The sequence below is a fragment of the Nocardiopsis sp. CNR-923 genome, assembly GCF_001942255.1.
Lineage (GTDB): Bacteria > Actinomycetota > Actinomycetes > Streptosporangiales > Streptosporangiaceae > Nocardiopsis.
The window spans coordinates 25,504-43,576 of record NZ_MKKC01000091.1; the positions used below are offsets into that span (position 1 = coordinate 25,504).

Here is an 18,073-nt window from a genome sequence, read left to right on the forward strand (position 1 = left end):
TCGCCGGCGCCTCCGGGAAGACGTGTCAACGGACCCGCCGGTTCGTCTCGCGGGGGCCGGTCCGCCCAGGCGACCGGGAGCCCGGTCGGCGAGCCCCCGGTCGGAGCGGCCCTGCGCCCGAGCACGGGGTCCGTGCCACGGCCGGAAACCGGCCACGGCGGGGCACCGTCCGCTCCCGTCGCAGGTCACCGGCCAGACCGGAAGTGGCCACCCTCACCACGGGCACACCGCACGGGTTGGTCACCTGGATCGGGCAGACTCGGAAGGTCCCCACATACCCAAGGAGACCTGTTGACCACCTCCTCCGGAGCTCAGGCCCGACCCGCCCGCGTACTGGGCACCGTCGACGCGGTCGCCATCGGCGCGGGCGCGATGCTCGGCGCCGGGGTGTTCTCCGTCTTCGCTCCCGCGGTGGTGGGCGCCGGCGCCTGGCTCCCGGTCGCGATCCTCATCGCCGGAGCGGTCGCCTACTGCAACGCCGTCTCCTCGGCCCGACTGGCGGCCCGCCACCCCCACTCCGGCGGCGCCTACGTCTACGGGCGCGAACGTCTGGGAGACCTGTGGGGCTACCTGGCGGGCTGGTCCTTCGTCGTGGGCAAGACCGCCTCCTGCGCGGCGATGGCGCTGACGTTCGCCGCCTACACGCTGCCCGGCTGGGACAAGCCCGTGGCCGTGGCCGCCGTCGCGGCGGTCACGGCGTTGAACTACCGCGGAGTCCAGCGCTCCACGTTCGTGCTCAAGATCCTGGTCGCCCTGGTGTTGGCCGTCCTGCTCGCGGTGGTCGTGGCGATGGGGCTCAGCGGGCGCCTTCCCGCGGTTCTGGAGGTGGACGGGCTCGGGCCCTGGCCGGGCTCCTTCGGGGTGCTCGGCTCGGCCGGGATGATCTTCTTCGCCTTCGCGGGGTACGCCCGCGTGGCCACACTGGGCGGCGAGGTCCGGGACCCGGCCACCACCATCCCCCGGGCGATCGCCCTCTCCCTGGGCGGGGTGCTGGCCCTGTACCTGGTCATCGGAACGGGCGTGCTCATCGTGCTGGGCCGCGAACGGCTCTCCCTCAGCACAGCCCCGCTGGTCGACGCGGTCCAGGTGGCCGGGTTCCCCGGGTTGGTCCCCCTCGTGGTGGCGGGCGCCGCCGTCGCCAGTCTGGGGGCACTGCTCTCCCTGGTCCTGGGAGTGTCGCGGACCACGGCCGCGATGGCCGCAGACGGTCACCTGCCCCGTCCCCTGTCCGCCGTCCATGAGCGCTTCGGCGTGCCGCACCGCGCGGAGGTCGCGGTCGGAGCGTGGTCGCCGCTCTGGTACTGCTGACCGACCTGCGTGGAGCGATCGCCTTCTCGGCCTTCGCCGTCCTGGTCTACTACGCCATCACCAACGCGTCCGCTTTGCGGTTGGGTCCTGACGAGAACCGACCCCCGCTCCTGGTTCCGGTCGCGGGGCTGGCGGGCTGCGTCGTGCTGGCGTGCAGCCTGCCCCTGCCCGTCGGCGCGACGGGCCTGGCGGTGCTGGCCGCCGGTGCGGGACTGTGGTGGCTGCGTGATCAGCGGCGGTGAGGCGAACGCCGGGGTCGGCGCAGGAGGAACTCCAGACCGCGCTGCGCCGTTCTCGACAGCCTCAGTCCGGCCAGTTCCTCGGGGGTGAACCAGGCACAGTCGGCCGTCGAGCCGCAGGTCTCGGTCACGGTCGGCTCGGTCGGGGAGGCCACGTGCAGGTGGGAGAACACCCACACCGCGTGGATCTCCGGTTCGCCGGGGCGATTGCGGCGGTGGCTGGAGACGGCGATCAGCTCGCCGACGACGCCCTCCTGCCCGGTCTCCTCGATCACCTCGCGCCGCAGGGCCCGGCGAACGTCCTCTCCGACGTCCACCCCGCCCCCGGGCAGGTGCCAGGTGCCCGCGCCGGGAAAGCCCTCGGCGATCAGGCTCAACAGCACGCGCCCCGCGGGGTCGGTGACCATGCCGTAGGAGGCCACACGGCTCAGCCGTGGCCCCTGACCGGCGTGCTCCTCCTCGGGCGCCAGCTGGGCGGCGCGGGGGCTCGGTCCGCCGGGCGGGAGCACGGTGGGCCACTCGCGGACGGCGTCGGGCACGGCGAAGACCACGCGGTCGATCTGCATGAGGTGGCCCGCCGGAGTGGACGCGGGTTCGGACACCACGTCCACCGCGACCAGGGGGGTGTCCTCGGGCAACCCGCCGAGCGTGCGGGCGGCCGTCACGGGGTCCTCCCCGAACAGCAGGCGCCGCCCGCTGATGGTCGGGCCGGTCGGCCCGTGGTGGACCAGGTGCACGGTGACGCGGCGGGTCGCTCCGCCTCGGGGGGCGCGGGTCACAGCGCCCCCGAGGCCGCCGCGCTCGGCAGCCCCACGAGCTGGAGGAGTTCGTCGAGGCCGGCGATCGTGGTGACGCCGTCCAGCCGCTGACGGCCCTGGCGGTCGATCATGATCGGGCTCATGCGCGCGGCCACGGCGCCCACGCCGTCGGACTGGATCTGGTCGCCGACGTGCCAGCAGGCGCGCGGGTCGACGCCCAGGCGCTGTGCGGCGGCCTCGAAGATCCGCGGGTCGGGCTTGCCCGCGCGACCGAGTCGGCGCACACGACGGTGTGGAAGTACGGGGTCAGCTCCAGGGCCTGCATCTTGGCGTGCTGGAGGGCCTCCACGCCGTTGGTGATCACCGCGAGGCGGTACCCGGCCGAGGCCAGGGCGTGAGCGCGGGAACGGTGTCGGGGAAGACATGCCACCCGGAGCGGTGGGCATCGAGGTAGAGACGGTACAGCTCGTCGCAGTGCTGGTCGGCGATGTCGGCGTGCCCGGCCTGGACCGCCAGGGCGCGGACGCGCTCACGGCGCTGCTGCTCCAGGCTCAGTCCCCCGCGCAGGTAGGCGCCGAAGGAGATCTCCGTCTGCACGTCCCAGAGGGAGCGTGCCGCGGCGAAGTCCGGGTGTCCGAGCCGGTCCATGACCGCGCGCAGTCCGGTGGACGACGCGGCGTTGTCGTCGATGAGTGTGTCGTCCAGGTCGAAGCAGATCGCGGTGGGGGCCGCAGCGGGTATGTTCGGCATCGTTCCTCAACTGAATGGGCAGAACAAAACATGCCAACGCTAACCCGTGGACAAGACGGAAAAGGTGTAAACCCCGCCTAAAGGGATGTGGTCAGAATCACTGTACGCAGTGTGTCCTCACGTCTCCCCTGAGGTCAGAGCGCTATGGAAGACGCTGGAACCACAGGAGTGATGTCACAGCGGTGGCCGTGCCGAGCAGAATCGCAATCAACACGAAACGCGTCACGATCTCCTCATGGACCCACTCGGTGCCCAGGGAGGAACCGATGTCCTCGTACACTTCGTTGAGTTCGGTCTCGCTCTCGGCCTCGTAGTAGTGGCCCTCGGTGTCCTGCGCCAGCTCCATCAGCGCTTCCCGGTCGATGTCGGCCGGAACCCGGTAGCCGTCGATCTCGATCATCGCCGCACCGCTGCCGAACGCGATCGTCGACACCGGAACCTCGGCCGCGGCCGCCGCGGCCGAGGCCTCCTCGATCGCCCGACCGCTGGTGTTCTCCCCGTCCGACAGGAGCACGATCGCCGACGGCGGCGGATCCTCCCGCGCCTCCTCGTCGAAGCCCCGGATCGCCTCCAGCGAGGCGAACACCCCCTCACCGATGGCCGTGCCCGGTCCCAGCCGCAGGTTCTCGATCGACCCGACCACCGCCTGGTGGTCCTGCGTGGGGGAGGCGACCACCGTCGCCGCGGACGAGAAGGACACCAGTCCCACGTTGAACCGGTCGGGCAGGGTCTCCACGAACCCCTGCGCCGACTCCTTGGCCGCGTTGAGCCGGTCGGGTTCGATGTCGGTGGCGGCCATCGACAGCGACACGTCCACCGCCACGACGATCGTGGCCCGCTCCCGGGGCGCCTCCACGGGCATGGCCGGCAGCGCCAGTGAGGAGATCAGCACGGCCAGCGTCGACATGAACAGCGCGGCGGGCACGTGGCGGCGCGCGTCCGGCCGGTTCGGCGCCACCTGGTCCAGCAGGGCGAGGTTGGTGAACCTGGCCGCGTACCTGCGCCGCCGGGTCTGGGCGAACACGTAGGCGCCCACGAGGACCAGCAGGGTCAGCAGCCACCACAGCCGCTGCGGTTCGAGGAAGGTCATCGAACTCTTGGGGCGGACTCCGGCCATCAGGCCGGGGAGGAAGCCCCTTCCTCCTTACTGTGTGGTGTCGGCGTGGCCGTCGGATCGCGCGAGCAGCTGGACGCGCCAGTGGTGGATGCCCCGGGCCGCGGTGGTGTCGAACCTACCGGCGGCGCTCAAGTCCACCCGCCCCGCGTAGGTGCCCGCCTGCTCTCCGGTGGCCGCGTCCGCTCGGACGAGGTCGCGTAGTCGACCTCCTGCGTGGTCATCGGGGGGTCCCCGGGGTGTGGCGCGCCAGGTGGTGGGCGGTCCGGCGCTGGTGGATGACGAACCGCGCCGTGTCCAGGACCCAGTCCCGGTCCGTCCGCAGCACGAGATGGTGGACCCCGCACCGCCGCAGGGCCGCGCGGATCGCCTCCCTCTGGGCGTGTGCGGCCCGACGGTACCGTTCGCTGACCGTGCGCGTCAGCCGCATCTGGCGTACGCGTCCGGTACGCGGATCCCGCAGGGTCACGTTCCCGATCGGCGGCACCTCCAACTCCCGGGGGTCGATCACCTCGACCACCAGCACCTGGTTCCGGGAGGCCATCAGGCGCAGCGGCCGTTCCCAGGGGACCGGCTCTCCGGTGACCGGGGTGTCCAGGAAGTCGGAGATGACCACGCGCAGGCCGCGCCGCCGACGGGTGCGGACCAGGTCGGCGCACGCGTCGGCCAGTGTCGCCTGGTGGGCGGCCGGATGCTCCGCGTCCCCGGTGGGGGCCGCCGCCACCGTCGCCAGCAACGACAGCAGCGCCTCCTTGCCGGACCGGGCGGGCCAGCGGCGGACCGTGCCCCGGTGCAGGAAGTGCGCGCCGAACCGGTCGCCGACACGCTGGGTGAGCAGGTTGGCGGCGACCAGCGCGCCCACCGCCACCTCCCGTTTGGGGCGTAGGCCCGTGCCGAAGTCCATGCTCGGCGACAGGTCCAGCAGCGTCCAGCTCTCCAGTTCCCGGTCGGCGACCAGGTCGCGCACGTGCGGGGTGTCGGTCCGCGCGGTCACCGCCCAGTCCATGCGCCGCACGTCGTCCTCGCCGGGCCGGTACAGCCGTGCCTCGGCCGCCTCGGAGCCGGGGCCGAGCCGCAGCCCGAGGTGCTCGCCGTGCAGCAGTCCCTCCAGCCGGTGCACGATCCGCAGGTCCAGGCGGCGCAGCGCGGCGCGCAGCCGCGGGTCGGTGCCGATGACCGGTTCGGACACGGTCCTCACCTCGCGCGGCGAGGGAGGCGGACTCTCCGCTGGGCGGTTCGTCCCAGATCACCCGTGGCGCCAGCACCGTGGACAGGATGCGGTCGACGACCTGTTCGGGGGTGATCCCGTCGGCCAGGGCGTCGAAGGTCAGGACGAGGCGGTGGGCGATGACGTCGCGGGCCAGTACCCGCACGTCGTCGGGGAGCACGTAGTCGCGTCCGCGAAGGACGGCCAGGGCCCGGGCGGCGGCGACCAGCCCGAGGGTTGCGCGCGGCTGGCGCCGACCTCCAGGACGTTGTGCAGATCCGGCATCTGGTGCTTCTCCGGCTCGCGGGTGGCCATGACCAGGCGCACGACGTAGTCCGCGATGAGCTGGTGGACGTGCACGCGCTCGGCGTCGGCCTGGAGCTCTCCGAGGGTGACCGGGTCGAGCACCTGGTGGGCGGTGGGCGGTGTGGTGCTCATGCGCCGCAGGATCTCCATCTCCTCGTGCGCGCGCGGGTGGCCGACGTTCACCTTCATCAGGAAGCGGTCGCGCTGCGCCTCGGGGAGGGGGTAGACGCCTCGGACTCCACGGGGTTCTGTGTGGCGATGACGATGAACGGGGAGGGCAGGGGGTAGGTGGTGCCGCCGAGTGAGACCTGCCGTTCGGCCATCACCTCCAGGAGGGCGGACTGCACCTTGGCGGGTGCGCGGTTGATCTCGTCGGCGAGGACGAAGTTGGCGAAGACCGGGCCGAGTTCGACGTCGAACTGCTCGGTGGAGGGGTGGTAGATCCGGGTGCCCACGATGTCGGACGGCACCAGGTCGGGCGTGAACTGGATTCGGGCGAAGGAGCCGCCGGTGACCTTGGCCAGGGTGGAGACCGCCAGGGTCTTGGCGATGCCCGGCACACCCTCGATCAGGCAGTGGCCCTTGGCGACCAGGGCGATGAGGGACCGCTCCACCATGCGTTCCTGGCCGACGATGACCGTGGACACCTCGTGGAGCGCCGCCCGCAGCAGCCTGGTGGGCTCTCCCGGGGCACTGTCCGGGCCAGGGTAGGGCGCGGCGCCGCTTCCGGGTGAGTTCTCTGACATCTTCCGCCTTCCCGACAGGACGCCCCCGCGTGCGGCGACGAATAGGGTGTGGATCACCTGCCTGTGGCGACATTACCTGCTTCGGCCGCCGCGGTCGGGGACACGGCGTCGGCGGGCGTGCGGCGCCGCACCGCCGGAAGGGGGCGTGACATGGAGGTTCCCACCAGGGGCCTGCGCGAGGGCGATCCTCGTCAGTTGGGTGGGTTCCGGTTGGTCGGCAGAGCGCGCGAGTCCGCACTCGGCGTGGTCTACCTGGGGCGGGACGCCTCCGGGGCCGAGGCGAGTGTGGTGGTGCTCAACTCCGCGGCCGGCGGGGACCACGAGGCGCGGGAGCGGTTCGCGCGGGCCGTCCACGAGCGGGACGACGTGTTGGCGGCGCGGACGCGTGGCCGGTCGGCGTTGTGGGTGGCGCTTCCGGCCGACGCCGACGGCGCGGGGGAGGTGTTGGACCGGACCGCCCGCGGCGGCCCGGTCGTGGAGAACGGCCCCGTGGTGCAGCCGTACTGGGCGTGGGAGCGGCGCGGCTCGGTGGTGCGGTGGGCGCCCTGGCACGGCCGTCGGGACAGCGCGGTCGCGCCGGGGAGGGCAGTTGGTGGATGGCGGCGGTCCTGGGGCTGGTCCTGGTGTTGCTGTTGCTCCTGGGGGCGGGGGTGATCTGGTGGATGTCGAGGTTTCCGCGTCCGGAGATCCCCGTGCCGGGGCAGCCGGTGGAGATCGAGCAGGAGGAGTCCGAACCGGCGGCCGAGCCCACCTCGGGGGAGGAGGACGGCGAGGGGTCCTCGCCCCGGCCGGACGAGGAGGAACCCGCCATCCCCGCTCCCACTCCGGAGGGGGATGGCGAACTGGAGGGCGATCCGGAGGACAACCTGTAGCGGACGGCGGGTGGCCCCGGAGTTGGAGTGGATCCTCTCCGATCGACTTAGAAATCTACGGTGTAAAGGTGGCGGGTGTGGTTCCACCAACCCCCTGAAACCAGAATCGCGCGGCTACGCCGCCCGCCCCTCCTCACCTTGGCCGGGCGTGTCGGCACCCGACTGCCCGTGACCTAGAACGTGTTCAGCGTCGCGTAAGACGCCTCGCGGGGCTGTTGGTGACAGACAGTCGGGGGTGAGTGATCGCGGGCCGGACCTCGACTCCGTCGGGGGACACCGACACCGCGACGACCTCGGCAACGGTCAGTGCGTGCCGGCGATGTGGGCCAGGAGGAGCGGGTTGACCACGTCCGCGTTGACCTCCGGCAGCCAGTGGGGGGCGCCTTCCAGGGGGACGAAGCGGTACGACGCCTTGACGTACTCCGCGGTGAGCTCGGCCGTTTCGCGGGCGAACCCCTTGTCCGCGGTGCCCCACAGATAGAGGGTGGGCACGGTGATCTCACCGCCGGGCGCCTGGAGGTCCTCACCGAGGGCCCGGTACCAGTTGAGTCCGCCGGTGAGCGCGCCCTCGGCGAATCTGCGAACGTTGGACTGGGTCTGCTGCTCGGACAGCGCGCCTTGGTACACCGCCCGGAGCCCGGCGCCGCCCTGCGCGAGCAGGCTCTGTTCGGCCACGTGGCCGGGGAGACGGAAGTGCTGGACGTACTTGGAGCGTTCCTGCTGTTCGCTACTGCTGTTCAGGGCGCGGTAGAGAACCTGGGGGTGCGGCGTGGAGAGCACGGAGAGAGTGTGGAGCCGCTCCGGGTGGGCTGAGGCCAGTGCCCAGGCGACCATGCCGCCCCAGTCGTGACCGACCAGATGGAAGCGCCGCGGCCTCGTCCCGACCCTCGGCCTCGCGGCCATGGTCGTGTCCATCGCCCTGGCGGCCCGTCGTTCCCCGTCGCCCTCGGCCGGTTCGGTCGCGGTGGGGACGGCCACCGTGCCGGGCGCCGACGAGCGCCTGCGAGCCCACGGGCGTCGCCTCCTGAGTGTTCTGTGGGCGTACACGTGAACGTGCCGCGTCCGGTCGGGGGCCGTACCGGATCCCTATGCTGTGACGCGTGCTCAAAAAGGTGATGGCGACGCGATATGTCCTGCCGCTGCGCGAAGGGGGGTCGCTGCCCGGGTTGGTCGAGGCCGACGACCTGGGGATGTACGTGGTGAAGTTCGTCGGCGCGGGTCAGGGACGCAAGACACTGGTCGCCGAGGTGGTCTCCGGCGAGCTCGGCCGGGCGCTTGGGCTGCCCGTTCCGGAGTTGGCGCTGGTGGAGATGGATCCGGTGATCGGTCGGGGCGAGCCCGATCCGGAGGTGCAGGAGCTGTTGCGGGCCAGCGGCGGGCTCAATCTGGGGATGGACTTCCTGCCGGGCTCGCTCGGCTTCGATCCGCTCACCTTCGACGTCGGGTCGGAGTTCGCTGGACGGGTGCTGTGGTTCGATGCCCTGACCGGCAACGTCGACCGCTCGTGGCGCAATCCGAACATGCTGCTGTGGCATGGTCGCCCCTACCTGATCGACCATGGAGCGACGCTGATCTTCCATCACAACTGGGCCGGGGCCGCTCGGTACGTCACCCGCCCCTACGACGGCGGTGACCACGTGCTCGCGTCGGTGGTCTCGGATCTGGCCGCTGCTGACGCGGAGTTGGCTCCGCGTGTGGACGAGGAGCTGTTGCGGGAGGTGGTGGGCCTGGTGCCTGACGTGTGGTTGGACGACGAGCCGGGGTTCGCCTGTCCCGGCGAGGTTCGGGACGCGTACGTGCGGCATCTGCTGGACCGCGTCACTGATCGTTCCTGGTTGCCGGAGGTGGCGCGGTGAACGAGGCCAGGCGGTACAGCGAGGCGGTGAGGACCGGTCGTGTGGGTGAGGAGCGCGACCGTGCGGTTTTCGAGTACGCCCTGGTGAGGGTGGTGCCCCGGTTGGAACGGGGCGAGTGCGTCAACGTGGGAGTGGTCGTGTACTGCCAGGAGCGGGCGTTTCTGGCGGCTCGGACGGCGCTGGACGAGCGGCGGCTGCTGGCGGTGGATCCGGAGGTGGACGTGGCCGGTGTGCGGCGTGCGCTGGAGGCGTGGAGGTGATGTGCGCTGGGGGCTCGGCGGCCGGGGCGGTGGGGCGTGAGCGTCCGGGGCAGCGGTTCCGGTGGTTGACGGCTCCGCGGAGCACGATCGTGCAGGCGGGTCCGATCCACGGGGGGCTGACGGACGATCCGGGGGCGGAGGCTGAGCGGTTGTTGGACCGGTTGGTGCGCTGAGGCCCCGTGGCGGCCGTCGGAGTCGTCGTGGGCGGGCGAGTAGCCGAGATCACAGGGGTTGCCCGGGTTGTGGGGGACACTTGCGTCGGTGTGCGGTGTTGGTAAGGGGGTGGTCGACGCCCGGTGTCGCGCTGGGCGTGGGCCGTCCCGTTCTCCCCCGTGCCCCGTGTATTGGAGTGTCCGTGTCGTCTGCGCACGCCCCGTCCTGGTCCGCCGACGTCGGTGGTTTCCCTCCCTCCGGCAGACCTCGTTCGCGTGGCTGGGTCGCCGGGTTGGTGCTCGTGTTGGGGGTGTTGACGGCTGTGGGGCCGTTGGCGACCGACATGTACCTTCCGGCGTTCCCCGAGATCACGCGTGAACTGGGGGCGACGGAGGGGCAGATTCAGCTGACCCTGACGGCGGTCATGGTGGGGATCGCGGTCGGGCAGTTGGTGATCGGTCCGATGAGCGACGCGTGGGGGCGGCGTGGGCCGCTGCTCGTGGGGGTCGCGCTGTTCACGGTGACGTCGGTGCTGTGTGTGTTCGTGCCGGACGCGACGACGTTCGCGGCGGTGCGCTTCGTGCAGGGTGTGGCGGGTGCGGCGGGTGCGGTGATCGCGCGTGCGGTGGTGCGCGACCTGTTCGCGGGTGATGACGCGGTGCGGTTCTTCTCGCGGTTGGCGTTGGTGATGATGTTGGCGCCGTTGCTGGCTCCGTTGGTGGGGGCTCAGTTGTTGTTGGTGGGTCCGTGGCAGTTGAGTTTTTGGGTGCTGGCCGGGGTGTCGGCGCTGAGCTTCGTGTTGGTGCTGGTGTGGTTGCCGGAGAGTTTGCCGGTGGTGGATCGGCGTGCGCGGGGGCCGCGGGAGCTGTTGGTGACGGTGGGCCGGTTGTTGCGCGATCCGCGGTTCGTGGGGCCGGTGCTGACCGTGGGGTTGAGCTTTGGGATGTTGTTCACGTACGTGTCGTCGTTCTCGTTCGTGTCGCAGGAGGAGTTTGGGGCCTCGCCGTGGACGTACGCGTGGCTGTTCGCGGCGAACTCGTTGGCGATGATGGCGGGTACGCAGGTCAACGGGGGTGTTGGTGGGTCGTGTGGAGACGCGCGGCGGTTGGGGGCGGGGTCTGGTGGCGGCGTGTCGGCGGTGGTGGCGCTCTTGGTGGTGGCCTTGTCGGGTGTGGCGGGCTTGGGCTTGGTCGCGGGATTGTTGGGGCTGATGATGTTCAGCGTCGGATTCATCTTGCCGAACGCGACCGTGCGGGCTCTGGACGGTCAGCCGGCGGCGGTCGCGGGGACGGCTTCGGCGTTGATGGGGGCGTTGCAGTTCGCGTTGGGCGGCGGTGTGGCCGCGTTGGCGGGGATGACGCCTCGGGTGAGGCGTCGCTGCGGAGTATGGCCGTGGTGATGGCGGTGGCGGCTGGGCTGTCGTTGGCGGTGTTCGTGTGGTCGGCCCGCGTAAAGGTCCGATGACCCCTTATATGGGGCTTCTGTGCAGGGTTTTTACCGGATCGCTCCGGGTTGCCGTTGGGTGGGGAGTACGGGCACAGTAGGGCTTCTGTTCCCCTTTTGTGTGACGGGTCCCATGCCTGGAGTGGCCCGTCCTCCGACGTAGCAGGTGATGTGTGGGTATGGGCGAGGCGGGTGTCAGCCCGGGTGTGCGGGCGAGGGAGCTTTCGGGGCTGGGCGATCTGGTGTACGAGGTGGCCAACGCCGACGCCCACGCCGAGGTGTTCTCGGTGCCGACGCGGAGGCGGGTTGGGATCGGCGGACGGCGGCCGCCTTCGCCACGGATGTGACAGGGATCGCCAAGGGCCTGGTGGCGGCGGGTGTGGCCGAGGGTGACCGGGTGCTGTTGGTGTCGGGTACCCACCATGACTGGGCGAAGCTGGCGTTCGCGGTGTGGTCGGTGCGGGCCGTGCTGGTGCCGGTGTCGGCGTCGGCGTCAGCGGAGCGGGTGACGCACGTGGTGCGTCAGACGCGTCCGACGGCGGCGGTGGTCGAGGGTGGGCGGTTGTTGGCCGCCGTGACGGCTGTGCAGCGGGAACTGCCGGACCTGTGTCGGGTGTGGCCGTTGGTGGAGGGACTGGCGGAGGTCGTTCGGCTGGGGCAGTACATGGACGCGTCGGCCGTGCGGTTTCGGCGGGACGCCACGCTCCCGGAGGACGCGGCGGTGGTGCTGTACCCGATGAGCACGGCCTCGCGGCGGATGCGGGGTGTGGTGCTCTCGCACGGGGCTCTGCTGTCGGCGACGGCGGGCGTGGTGGATCGGATGTGGCCCCGGTTGTCGGAGCTGGGGCCGGGGCGGGCCAGCGCGTTGGTGGATCTTCCGTTGTCGGAGATCTCGGGGCTGGCGTCGTTGTTGGCGTGTGTGGTGAGTCGGGTGCGGGTGGGGTTGTGCGCGCCGGGTTCGTTGCCGGGGTTGGTGAAGTCGTTCCGGCCGACGGTGTTGGTGTGCTCGGCGGGGTTGCTGGAGCGCGCCTATGAGGTGGAGCGGGTGCGGGCGCAATCGACGGGGTGGGACTCGTTGGGGACGTTCAACGCCGCGGCGGAGGCGGCGGTGCAGTTCGACCGGGCGCCGAAGAAGGGCGCGTGGCGGAAGTTGTCGCGGTCGATGTACGACTGGTCGTTCGCCAAGGTGCGGGAGCTGTTCGGCAACAGGGTGCATCTGGCGGTGTGTTGGGGTGGGGGGCTTTCCCAGCGGCTGGACCACTTCTACAACGGTGTGGGCTTGCAGGTGATGCAGGTGTTCGGTGTCGCGGAGACGGCGGGTGTGTTCACGGCGAACGTTCAGGGGGACCGGTCGGCGGGGTCGGTGGGGCGTGCGATGCCCGATCGGGAGGTGTGGGTGTCGCGTGAGGGTGAGATCCACGTGCGCGGTGGCGGCCTGTTCTCGGGGTACTGGGCCGATGGCGAGGCTTCGGGGTCGGCGTTTCGCGAGGGCTGGTTGGCGACGGGTGTGGCGGGGCAGTCGGATCAGGGCGGTTTCGTGCGTGTGACCGGCCGGTTGCGGCCGCAGGCGGCGGTGTCGGAGGTGCCGGGCCGGTTCGTGGCGGCGCGTTGGGCGGGTTCGGGGACGTCCGGGGTGGGCGGTGCGTCGGAGGGGGCTGCGGCGGTGCCGGTGGCCGATGGTCCGGAGGCGGGTTCCGCTGACGGTGCGGCGGTGGCGGCGTCGGATGGTGACGCGGCGTTGGTGGCGGAGTTCGAGGCTCGGTTGCGGGCGCATCCGCTGGTCAGTCAGGTGTTGGTGATCGTTGAGGGGCGGCCGTTCGCGAGCGCGTTGGTGACGTTGGTGCGTGACCAGTTGGAGTACTGGCGGCTGGTGAACGGTCGGCCGTTGTCGATGGCGCCGGAGGAGATCGCGGGGGACCGGGATCTGCTGCGGGAGGTGCAGGGTTTGGTGTACGAGGCCAACCGGAGTGTGCCGCGGCATCTGGCGGTGCGGTCGTTCCATGTGTTGGCGGAGGAGTTCACGGTGCAGTCGGGTCTGGTGGCTCCCTCGGGTGAGTTGCGGCGTGAGGCGGTGCTGCGGGCGTTCTCGGAGGAGATCGACGGGTTGTACCGGGTGCGGCGTGACCAGCGGTAGGGCGCCGGGGTAGGTGCTGGACGAGGAGGCCGCGATCCCGTGGGGTCGCGGCTTCGTGCTGTGGCCTGGGTTCTGGGGTGTCGGTCGTGCCGCGGGAGGTGGGTGAGGGGTGGCCACCGTGGGTCTGGACCGGGACGGGGGAGTTTTCCCGGACACGTCGTCGGTGGGTGTGGCCGGTGTGGGGTGAGCGTGCGAGGTGTCAGGACGGCGGCATTCTCGTGGAGGACAGGTAGGCGAGGACGGCGAGGACGCGGCGGCTGTCGTCGGAGGAGGGTGGGAGGTCGAGTTTGGTGAAGATGTTGTTGATGTGCTTGCTGACGGCTTTTTCGGTGATGTAGAGGCGTCCGGCGATGGCGGAGTTGGAGCGCCTTCGGCCATTTCGGAGAGGACTTCGCGTTCTCGGGGGGTGAGCTGGGCGAGGGGTCCGCTCTGATCCTGTCGGGCGAGGAGCTGGGAGATGACGGCGGGGTCCATGGCGGTGCCGCCGGCGGCGACGCGTCGGACGGCTTCGATGAATTGGCCGATGTCGAGGACGCGGTCCTTGAGGAGGTAGCCGACGGCGCCGGTGTCGTCGGAGAGGAGTTCGCGGGCGAGAGCTGTTCGACGTGTTGGGACAGGACGAGGATGGGCAGGCCGGGGATCTGGGCGCGGGCGGCCAGGGCTGCCTGGAGGCCTTCGTCGGTGAAGGTGGGCGGTAGTCGCACGTCGACGACGGCGACGTCGGGTTTGAGTTCGGTGAGGGCGTTGTGGAGGTCGGGGCCGTTGTCGACGGCGGCGGCGACGGTGAAGTCGTGCGCTTGCAGGAGGCGGATCAGTCCGTCTCGGAGGAGGGCAAGGTCTTCGGCGATGACAACGCGCACGGGATCTCCAGGGTCACGATGGTGGGGCCGCCAGGGGGGCTGGTGATGTTCATCGTCCCATCGAATGCGTCGAGGCGGCGTTCGATGCCGCTGAGGCCGCTGCCGGGGGTGGCCGCGGCGCCCCCGGTGCCGTTGTCGGTGATGGTGATGAGGAGTCGTTGGCGGCCGTGGTTGATGCGGATCCAGGCGTCGGTGGCGTTGGCGTGTTTGGCGGTGTTGGTGAGGAGTTCGACGATGGCGAAGTAGGCGGCGGATTCGACGGGGGTCGGCGGGGGCGGCCGGGGGAGGTCGACGTCGACGGTGGTGGTGAGGGGGTGGGTGAGGGCGAGGGCGTGGACGGCGCCGTGGAGGCCGCGTTCGACGAGGACGGGCGGGTGGATGCCGCGGACGAGGTCGCGGAGTTCGGTGAGGGCTTGGCGGGTGGTTTCGCGGGCCTCGGTGAGCATGTCGCGGGCGGTGGTGGGGTCCTGGTCGATGATCTGTTCGGCCATGCCGAGGTTCATGCCGAGTGCGACCAGGCGTGCTTGGGCGCCGTCGTGCAGGTCTCGTTCGATGCGGCGGATTTCTGCGGCCTGGGTGTCGATGGTGTTGGCGCGGCTGGTGGCGAGGTGGGCGACGCGGGCGGTGAGGCGTGCTTTTTCGTTGGGGGCGAGGAGGAGCCGGTTGAAGGCGAGGTAGAGGCGGAGGACTTTGGGGGCGGTGTAGAGGCCGAGGGCGATCAGGAGGGTGCCGGACAGGAGGGGGAGGAGGGTTCCGGTGTTGTTGAGGCCGTAGAGGGCGTCTTGGGGTTTGGTGAGGGCGTGGGCGATGTTCTGGGCGCGTGGAGGAGGAGGGCGGCGGGGATGGCGATGAGGAGGAGGTTGGCGACTCCGGCGGTGAGCCAGAGGATGTCTTTCCAGGTGGTGGGGTCGGTGAGGTGGGCGGTGGCGCGGCGGTTGATGCTGCCTGGGGGGATGGGTCGGTAGGCGGAGGGGATGGGGCCGTGGGGGAGGAGGTGGCCGGAGGGTGCGGCGTTGGGCGTCGGCCAGGGCGCGCAGGAGGGTGGCGGTGAGGATGACGAAGGGGAGGCCGATCCAGAGGAGGGTGAGGACGGCGGTGGCGAGGATGAGGGGGGTGAGGAGGAGGGCTGCGGTGTTTTGGGAGAGGAGGAGGAAGAGGTAGGCGAGGGTGGTGAGGGGGCCGGGGCGGTGGGTGCGGTGTGTGGTGGTCATGGGTGGTGGGTGGTGGGTGTCCTTGTGGTGTGGGTGTGGGGCTGTTCAATCGTGGTGGGGCGGGCTGGTGTGGCGGCCGCCTCTGGGCGTGTGGCAGGACGCGGGTCCTGTCCGACCGGTGGGCGCGGTGTTGCGGGGAGGCTGTGGTGGGAGCCCGCGGGGCTCTTGCTGGCGCATTGGTCCGCTGTGGGGGTGAACGGGGTGTGGCCTGCGGGTATTCCCGGTGGGTGGGGCGGGTTGGGGGTGGGCTGGCCGTCGGCGATTTCCCGTGGGTTGCCACGACCTGTGATGATCGGGGTGTGTGGCGTGAACTGATCCTGCAGATGTATCCCGGAGCCGATCTGAGTGACCCGGCTGATGAGGTGGCCCTGGCGGAGGTGGAGCGGCGGTTGATGCTGCCGTTGCCGTTCGAGTTGGCGTCGTTGTTGCGGGAGACCGACGGGGTGACCAACGAGTACGGGGACGCGGTGGTGTGGAGTGCGCGGCGGTTGGTCGAGGACAATCTGGCGATGCGTGTTGAGCCGGACTATCTGGAGTTGTACGCGCCGTTCGACGAGATGATCTTCTTCGGGGATTCGGACATGGGTCCGCAGTTCGCGTATGTGCATACGGACTATGGTCCGGGGATCGTGGTGTGGGATCACGAGTCGGATCGGCGGCGGTTGGTGGTGGTGTCCTTGCGGGACTATCTGGCGCGGTGTCTGATCCAGGGGAATTCCTGGTTTCGTTGAGGTGGTGGATACTGTGCGTGGTTGACCAGACGGTTCGTGCTATTTTTCGGGTGTTGGGGTGGTGTTGTGCCACCTGTTGTCTCCCCGAGCACGTTGTGAGAGTAGGACCATGTCGGATCAGTCGACGCCCGCGCAGGTGGCCGCCGTCGTTCAGGGGCGGGAGGTGACGGACTTTCCGGTGTTGGCCCCGGAGGCGGGGCGTGGCCGGGTGTTGCGGGTGACCGTGACGGGTGAGGACGTGTTGCATCGGCCTGGTGTGGACGTGCCCGCGGAGATGTTGGGCGGGGCGGAACTGGGTCGGCTGGTCGAGGACATGTTCCGGACGATGTACGCGGCCGAGGGTGTGGGGTTGGCGGGCTGTCAGGTCGGTGTGGACTGGCGGTTGTTCGTGTATGACTGCCTGGATGACGATGGTGTGCGGCATGTGGGGCATGTGGTCAATCCGGTGCTGGAGGAGCGTGACCTGGACGACGCGGTCGTGGTGGAGAGTGAGGGGTGTTTGTCGGTGCCGGGTCCGCACGCGGATCTGGGGCGGGCTGAGCACGCGACGGTGCGGGGCGTGGACCGGGATGGTCAGCCGGTGGTGGTCAGCGGCGACGGGTACTTCGCGCGTTGTCTTCAGCATGAGACGGATCACACGTTGGGGCGGTTGTATGTGGACCGGTTGTCCAAGCGTGAGCGTAGGCGTGTGTTGAAGAAGGTGAACGAGATGTCGGCCAGTGTGTTCGAGCGGCGTCAGGTGCGGGCCGCGGAGTTGGAGCGTGAGCTGGCGGACTGAGTGTTCGCGGGTGTGGGCGGGGGCGTCTTCGGTGGTGGGCCGGGGCGCCCCCGTTCGGTGTGTTCAGCGTTCGTGTTCGGCGCGCACGACGCAGAATTCGTTGCCTTCGGGGTCGGTGAGGACGGTCCAGCCGGTGCCGTCGGGTGCGCGTCGGTCGTCGATGAGGGTGGCGCCGAGGTCGATGAGGCGTTGGGTCTCCTGGTCGCGGGTGCTCTCTGGTGCGGCGCTCAGGTCGAGGTGGAGCCGGTTCTGGTGGTCTTGGGTTCGGGGACGCGGAGGAAGAGCAGGGGCGGGGCCCTGGGGGCGGGGGGATGAGGCTTGGGGGGTCGCCGGGGTTCGTCGTGGGGGGTGCAGGGGGTGGGCCCAGGGCTTGGGACCAGGAAGGTGGGCGAGGGTGGTGGGGGTCGGCGCAGTCGATGGTGATGGCGTTGATGTCGAGCTTCATGTGGGTCCTTGGTGTGTGGGTGTGTGGCCTGGGTCATTGTGGTGGGGTGGCGCGGGGGCGGGCAAGGACATTTCGGGATGGTTGGCTGGTGTGGTGCGGGTGGGTGCCATTGGTGGGCCGTGTGGTCCGCTGTGGTGTATGTGGGGGGTCCGCTGGGCTTTTTTGGCCTTGTTTGTGGTCTGGTTCGAGCGGTCTGTGGCCTTTTTGTGATCGGTGGGGGCGGTAGATTGCGCGGCATGGACATCGGGGAGGACCAGGGGGACCTGGGGCAGCGGGTGGTCGTCTACACCGACGGGGCGTGCAGTGGCAACCCCGGCCTGGCGGGTGGGGTGTGTGGCTGCGCTACGGCGGGCACGAGAGGGAGCTGTACGGGGGCGAGGAGAGCACGACCAACAACCGGATGGAGCTCATGGCGGCCATCCGGGCGTGGAGAGCCTGAAGCGGCCGTTGCCGGTGGTGGTGCACACCGATTCCAGTTACGTGCGCAACGGGATCACGTCGTGGTTACCGAACTGGAAGCGGCGCGGGTGGCGCACGGCGGACAACAAGCCCGTCAAGAACGTGGACCTGTGGCGGCGGTTGGACGAGGTGGCTGCGCGTTACGAGGTGGAGTGGCGGTGGGTGCGCGGCCACAGCGGGGATGAGGGCAACGAGCGCGCGGACGCGTTGGCGCGGCGTGGTCGGGACGAGGCCGCGGGCGTGTAGGCGCGGTGGGGGGTGGCGGCGATCCGGGGGGGTCGCCGCCACTGGTGTTCCCGGGGGGTGCGTGCCGTGTGGGGCGGTGGTCTGGGCGCGGTCGCTGGGCGGGTTCAGCGTTGGGGGGGCGGTTTCGTCCTTGAGGGCGTCGACGAGGAGGCGGCGGCTCGAGCGGTGCTGGCGAGGACGTCGCGGGGTGGACGGGG

10 protein-coding genes and 9 pseudogenes are annotated in these 18,073 nt (G+C 70.5%); 10 read left to right on the forward strand and 9 right to left on the reverse strand.

Features of this window, described 5'->3' with window-relative positions; genetic code table 11:
* Positions 1-291 precede the first annotated feature (291 nt).
* A pseudogene (locus BJF83_RS15765) lies at positions 292-1,550 on the forward strand (APC family permease).
* Here the strand turns inward: BJF83_RS15765 and BJF83_RS15770 are convergent.
* The 5 genes and pseudogenes from BJF83_RS15770 to BJF83_RS15790 all read right to left on the reverse strand — a co-directional run.
* Entirely contained in the window at positions 1,538-2,284 is a 747-nt protein-coding gene (locus BJF83_RS15770) for an NUDIX domain-containing protein (RefSeq protein ID WP_262391581.1), read from the reverse strand. The pseudogene BJF83_RS15765 and the gene BJF83_RS15770 sit on opposite strands and share 13 nt — an antisense overlap.
* Before the next feature lie 38 nt (positions 2,285-2,322).
* Positions 2,323-3,055: pseudogene (locus BJF83_RS15775) on the reverse strand (HAD family hydrolase).
* A 142-nt stretch (positions 3,056-3,197) separates the two neighbouring features.
* Complete coding sequence (locus tag BJF83_RS15780) at positions 3,198-4,145, reverse strand: VWA domain-containing protein (protein WP_075926894.1); 948 nt, start codon at positions 4,143-4,145, stop codon at positions 3,198-3,200.
* Between the two features lie 244 nt (positions 4,146-4,389).
* Positions 4,390-5,358: a DUF58 domain-containing protein gene (locus BJF83_RS15785; RefSeq protein WP_075926889.1), complete on the reverse strand. Its 969-nt coding sequence runs from the start codon at positions 5,356-5,358 to the stop codon at positions 4,390-4,392.
* A 13-nt stretch (positions 5,359-5,371) separates the two neighbouring features.
* Positions 5,372-6,428, reverse strand: a pseudogene (locus BJF83_RS15790) (AAA family ATPase); the annotation flags it as partial.
* Between the two features lie 150 nt (positions 6,429-6,578).
* Here BJF83_RS15790 and BJF83_RS15795 point away from each other — a divergent pair.
* Positions 6,579-7,082 (forward strand): hypothetical protein, encoded by a 504-nt coding sequence (locus BJF83_RS15795; protein ID WP_262391582.1) that lies wholly within the window; start codon positions 6,579-6,581, stop codon positions 7,080-7,082.
* A gap of 8 nt (positions 7,083-7,090) precedes the next feature.
* On the forward strand, positions 7,091-7,300 hold the full coding sequence (locus BJF83_RS29320) for a hypothetical protein (RefSeq protein WP_262391583.1): 210 nt from the start codon (positions 7,091-7,093) through the stop codon (positions 7,298-7,300).
* Positions 7,301-7,603: 303 nt separating this feature from the next.
* Here the strand turns inward: BJF83_RS29320 and BJF83_RS15800 are convergent, their stop codons facing one another.
* Positions 7,604-8,278, reverse strand: coding sequence for an alpha/beta fold hydrolase (locus BJF83_RS15800; protein ID WP_075926890.1), 675 nt, complete (start codon positions 8,276-8,278; stop codon positions 7,604-7,606).
* A gap of 137 nt (positions 8,279-8,415) precedes the next feature.
* On the opposite strand from BJF83_RS15800, the gene BJF83_RS15805 reads away from it, so the two are divergent.
* From BJF83_RS15805 to BJF83_RS15820, 4 genes and pseudogenes are all read left to right on the forward strand, one after another.
* The gene (locus BJF83_RS15805; protein WP_075926891.1) at positions 8,416-9,156 is read left to right on the forward strand and encodes a HipA family kinase; all 741 of its coding nucleotides are present in this window, start codon (positions 8,416-8,418) and stop codon (positions 9,154-9,156) included.
* Positions 9,153-9,589 (forward strand): annotated as a pseudogene (locus BJF83_RS15810) (DUF3037 domain-containing protein). Before BJF83_RS15805 ends, BJF83_RS15810 begins: the two are co-directional and overlap by 4 nt.
* A gap of 182 nt (positions 9,590-9,771) precedes the next feature.
* Positions 9,772-11,033, forward strand: a pseudogene (locus BJF83_RS15815) (multidrug effflux MFS transporter).
* 158 nt (positions 11,034-11,191) lie between these two features.
* Positions 11,192-13,146: pseudogene (locus BJF83_RS15820) on the forward strand (AMP-binding protein).
* 199 nt (positions 13,147-13,345) lie between these two features.
* Here the strand turns inward: BJF83_RS15820 and BJF83_RS15825 are convergent.
* Both BJF83_RS15825 and BJF83_RS15830 read right to left on the reverse strand, forming a co-directional pair.
* Positions 13,346-14,006: pseudogene (locus tag BJF83_RS15825) on the reverse strand (LuxR C-terminal-related transcriptional regulator).
* A pseudogene (locus tag BJF83_RS15830) lies at positions 13,958-15,217 on the reverse strand (histidine kinase). The pseudogenes BJF83_RS15825 and BJF83_RS15830 overlap by 49 nt, the downstream one beginning before the upstream one ends.
* Before the next feature lie 299 nt (positions 15,218-15,516).
* Here BJF83_RS15830 and BJF83_RS15835 point away from each other — a divergent pair.
* Both BJF83_RS15835 and def read left to right on the forward strand, forming a co-directional pair.
* Positions 15,517-15,948: an SMI1/KNR4 family protein gene (locus BJF83_RS15835; RefSeq protein ID WP_075926895.1), complete on the forward strand. Its 432-nt coding sequence runs from the start codon at positions 15,517-15,519 to the stop codon at positions 15,946-15,948.
* Positions 15,949-16,057: 109 nt separating this feature from the next.
* Positions 16,058-16,726 (forward strand): peptide deformylase, encoded by a 669-nt coding sequence (gene def / locus BJF83_RS15840; protein WP_075926892.1) that lies wholly within the window; start codon positions 16,058-16,060, stop codon positions 16,724-16,726.
* 63 nt (positions 16,727-16,789) lie between these two features.
* On the opposite strand, the gene BJF83_RS15845 is transcribed toward def, so the two are convergent.
* A complete protein-coding gene (locus tag BJF83_RS15845) occupies positions 16,790-17,080 on the reverse strand; it encodes a VOC family protein (protein WP_158070378.1) in 291 nt (96 codons plus the stop codon).
* 327 nt (positions 17,081-17,407) lie between these two features.
* Between BJF83_RS15845 and rnhA the strand changes: the two are divergent.
* Positions 17,408-17,876, forward strand: a pseudogene (rnhA, locus tag BJF83_RS15850) (ribonuclease HI).
* The last annotated feature ends 197 nt before the right edge of the window (positions 17,877-18,073 follow it).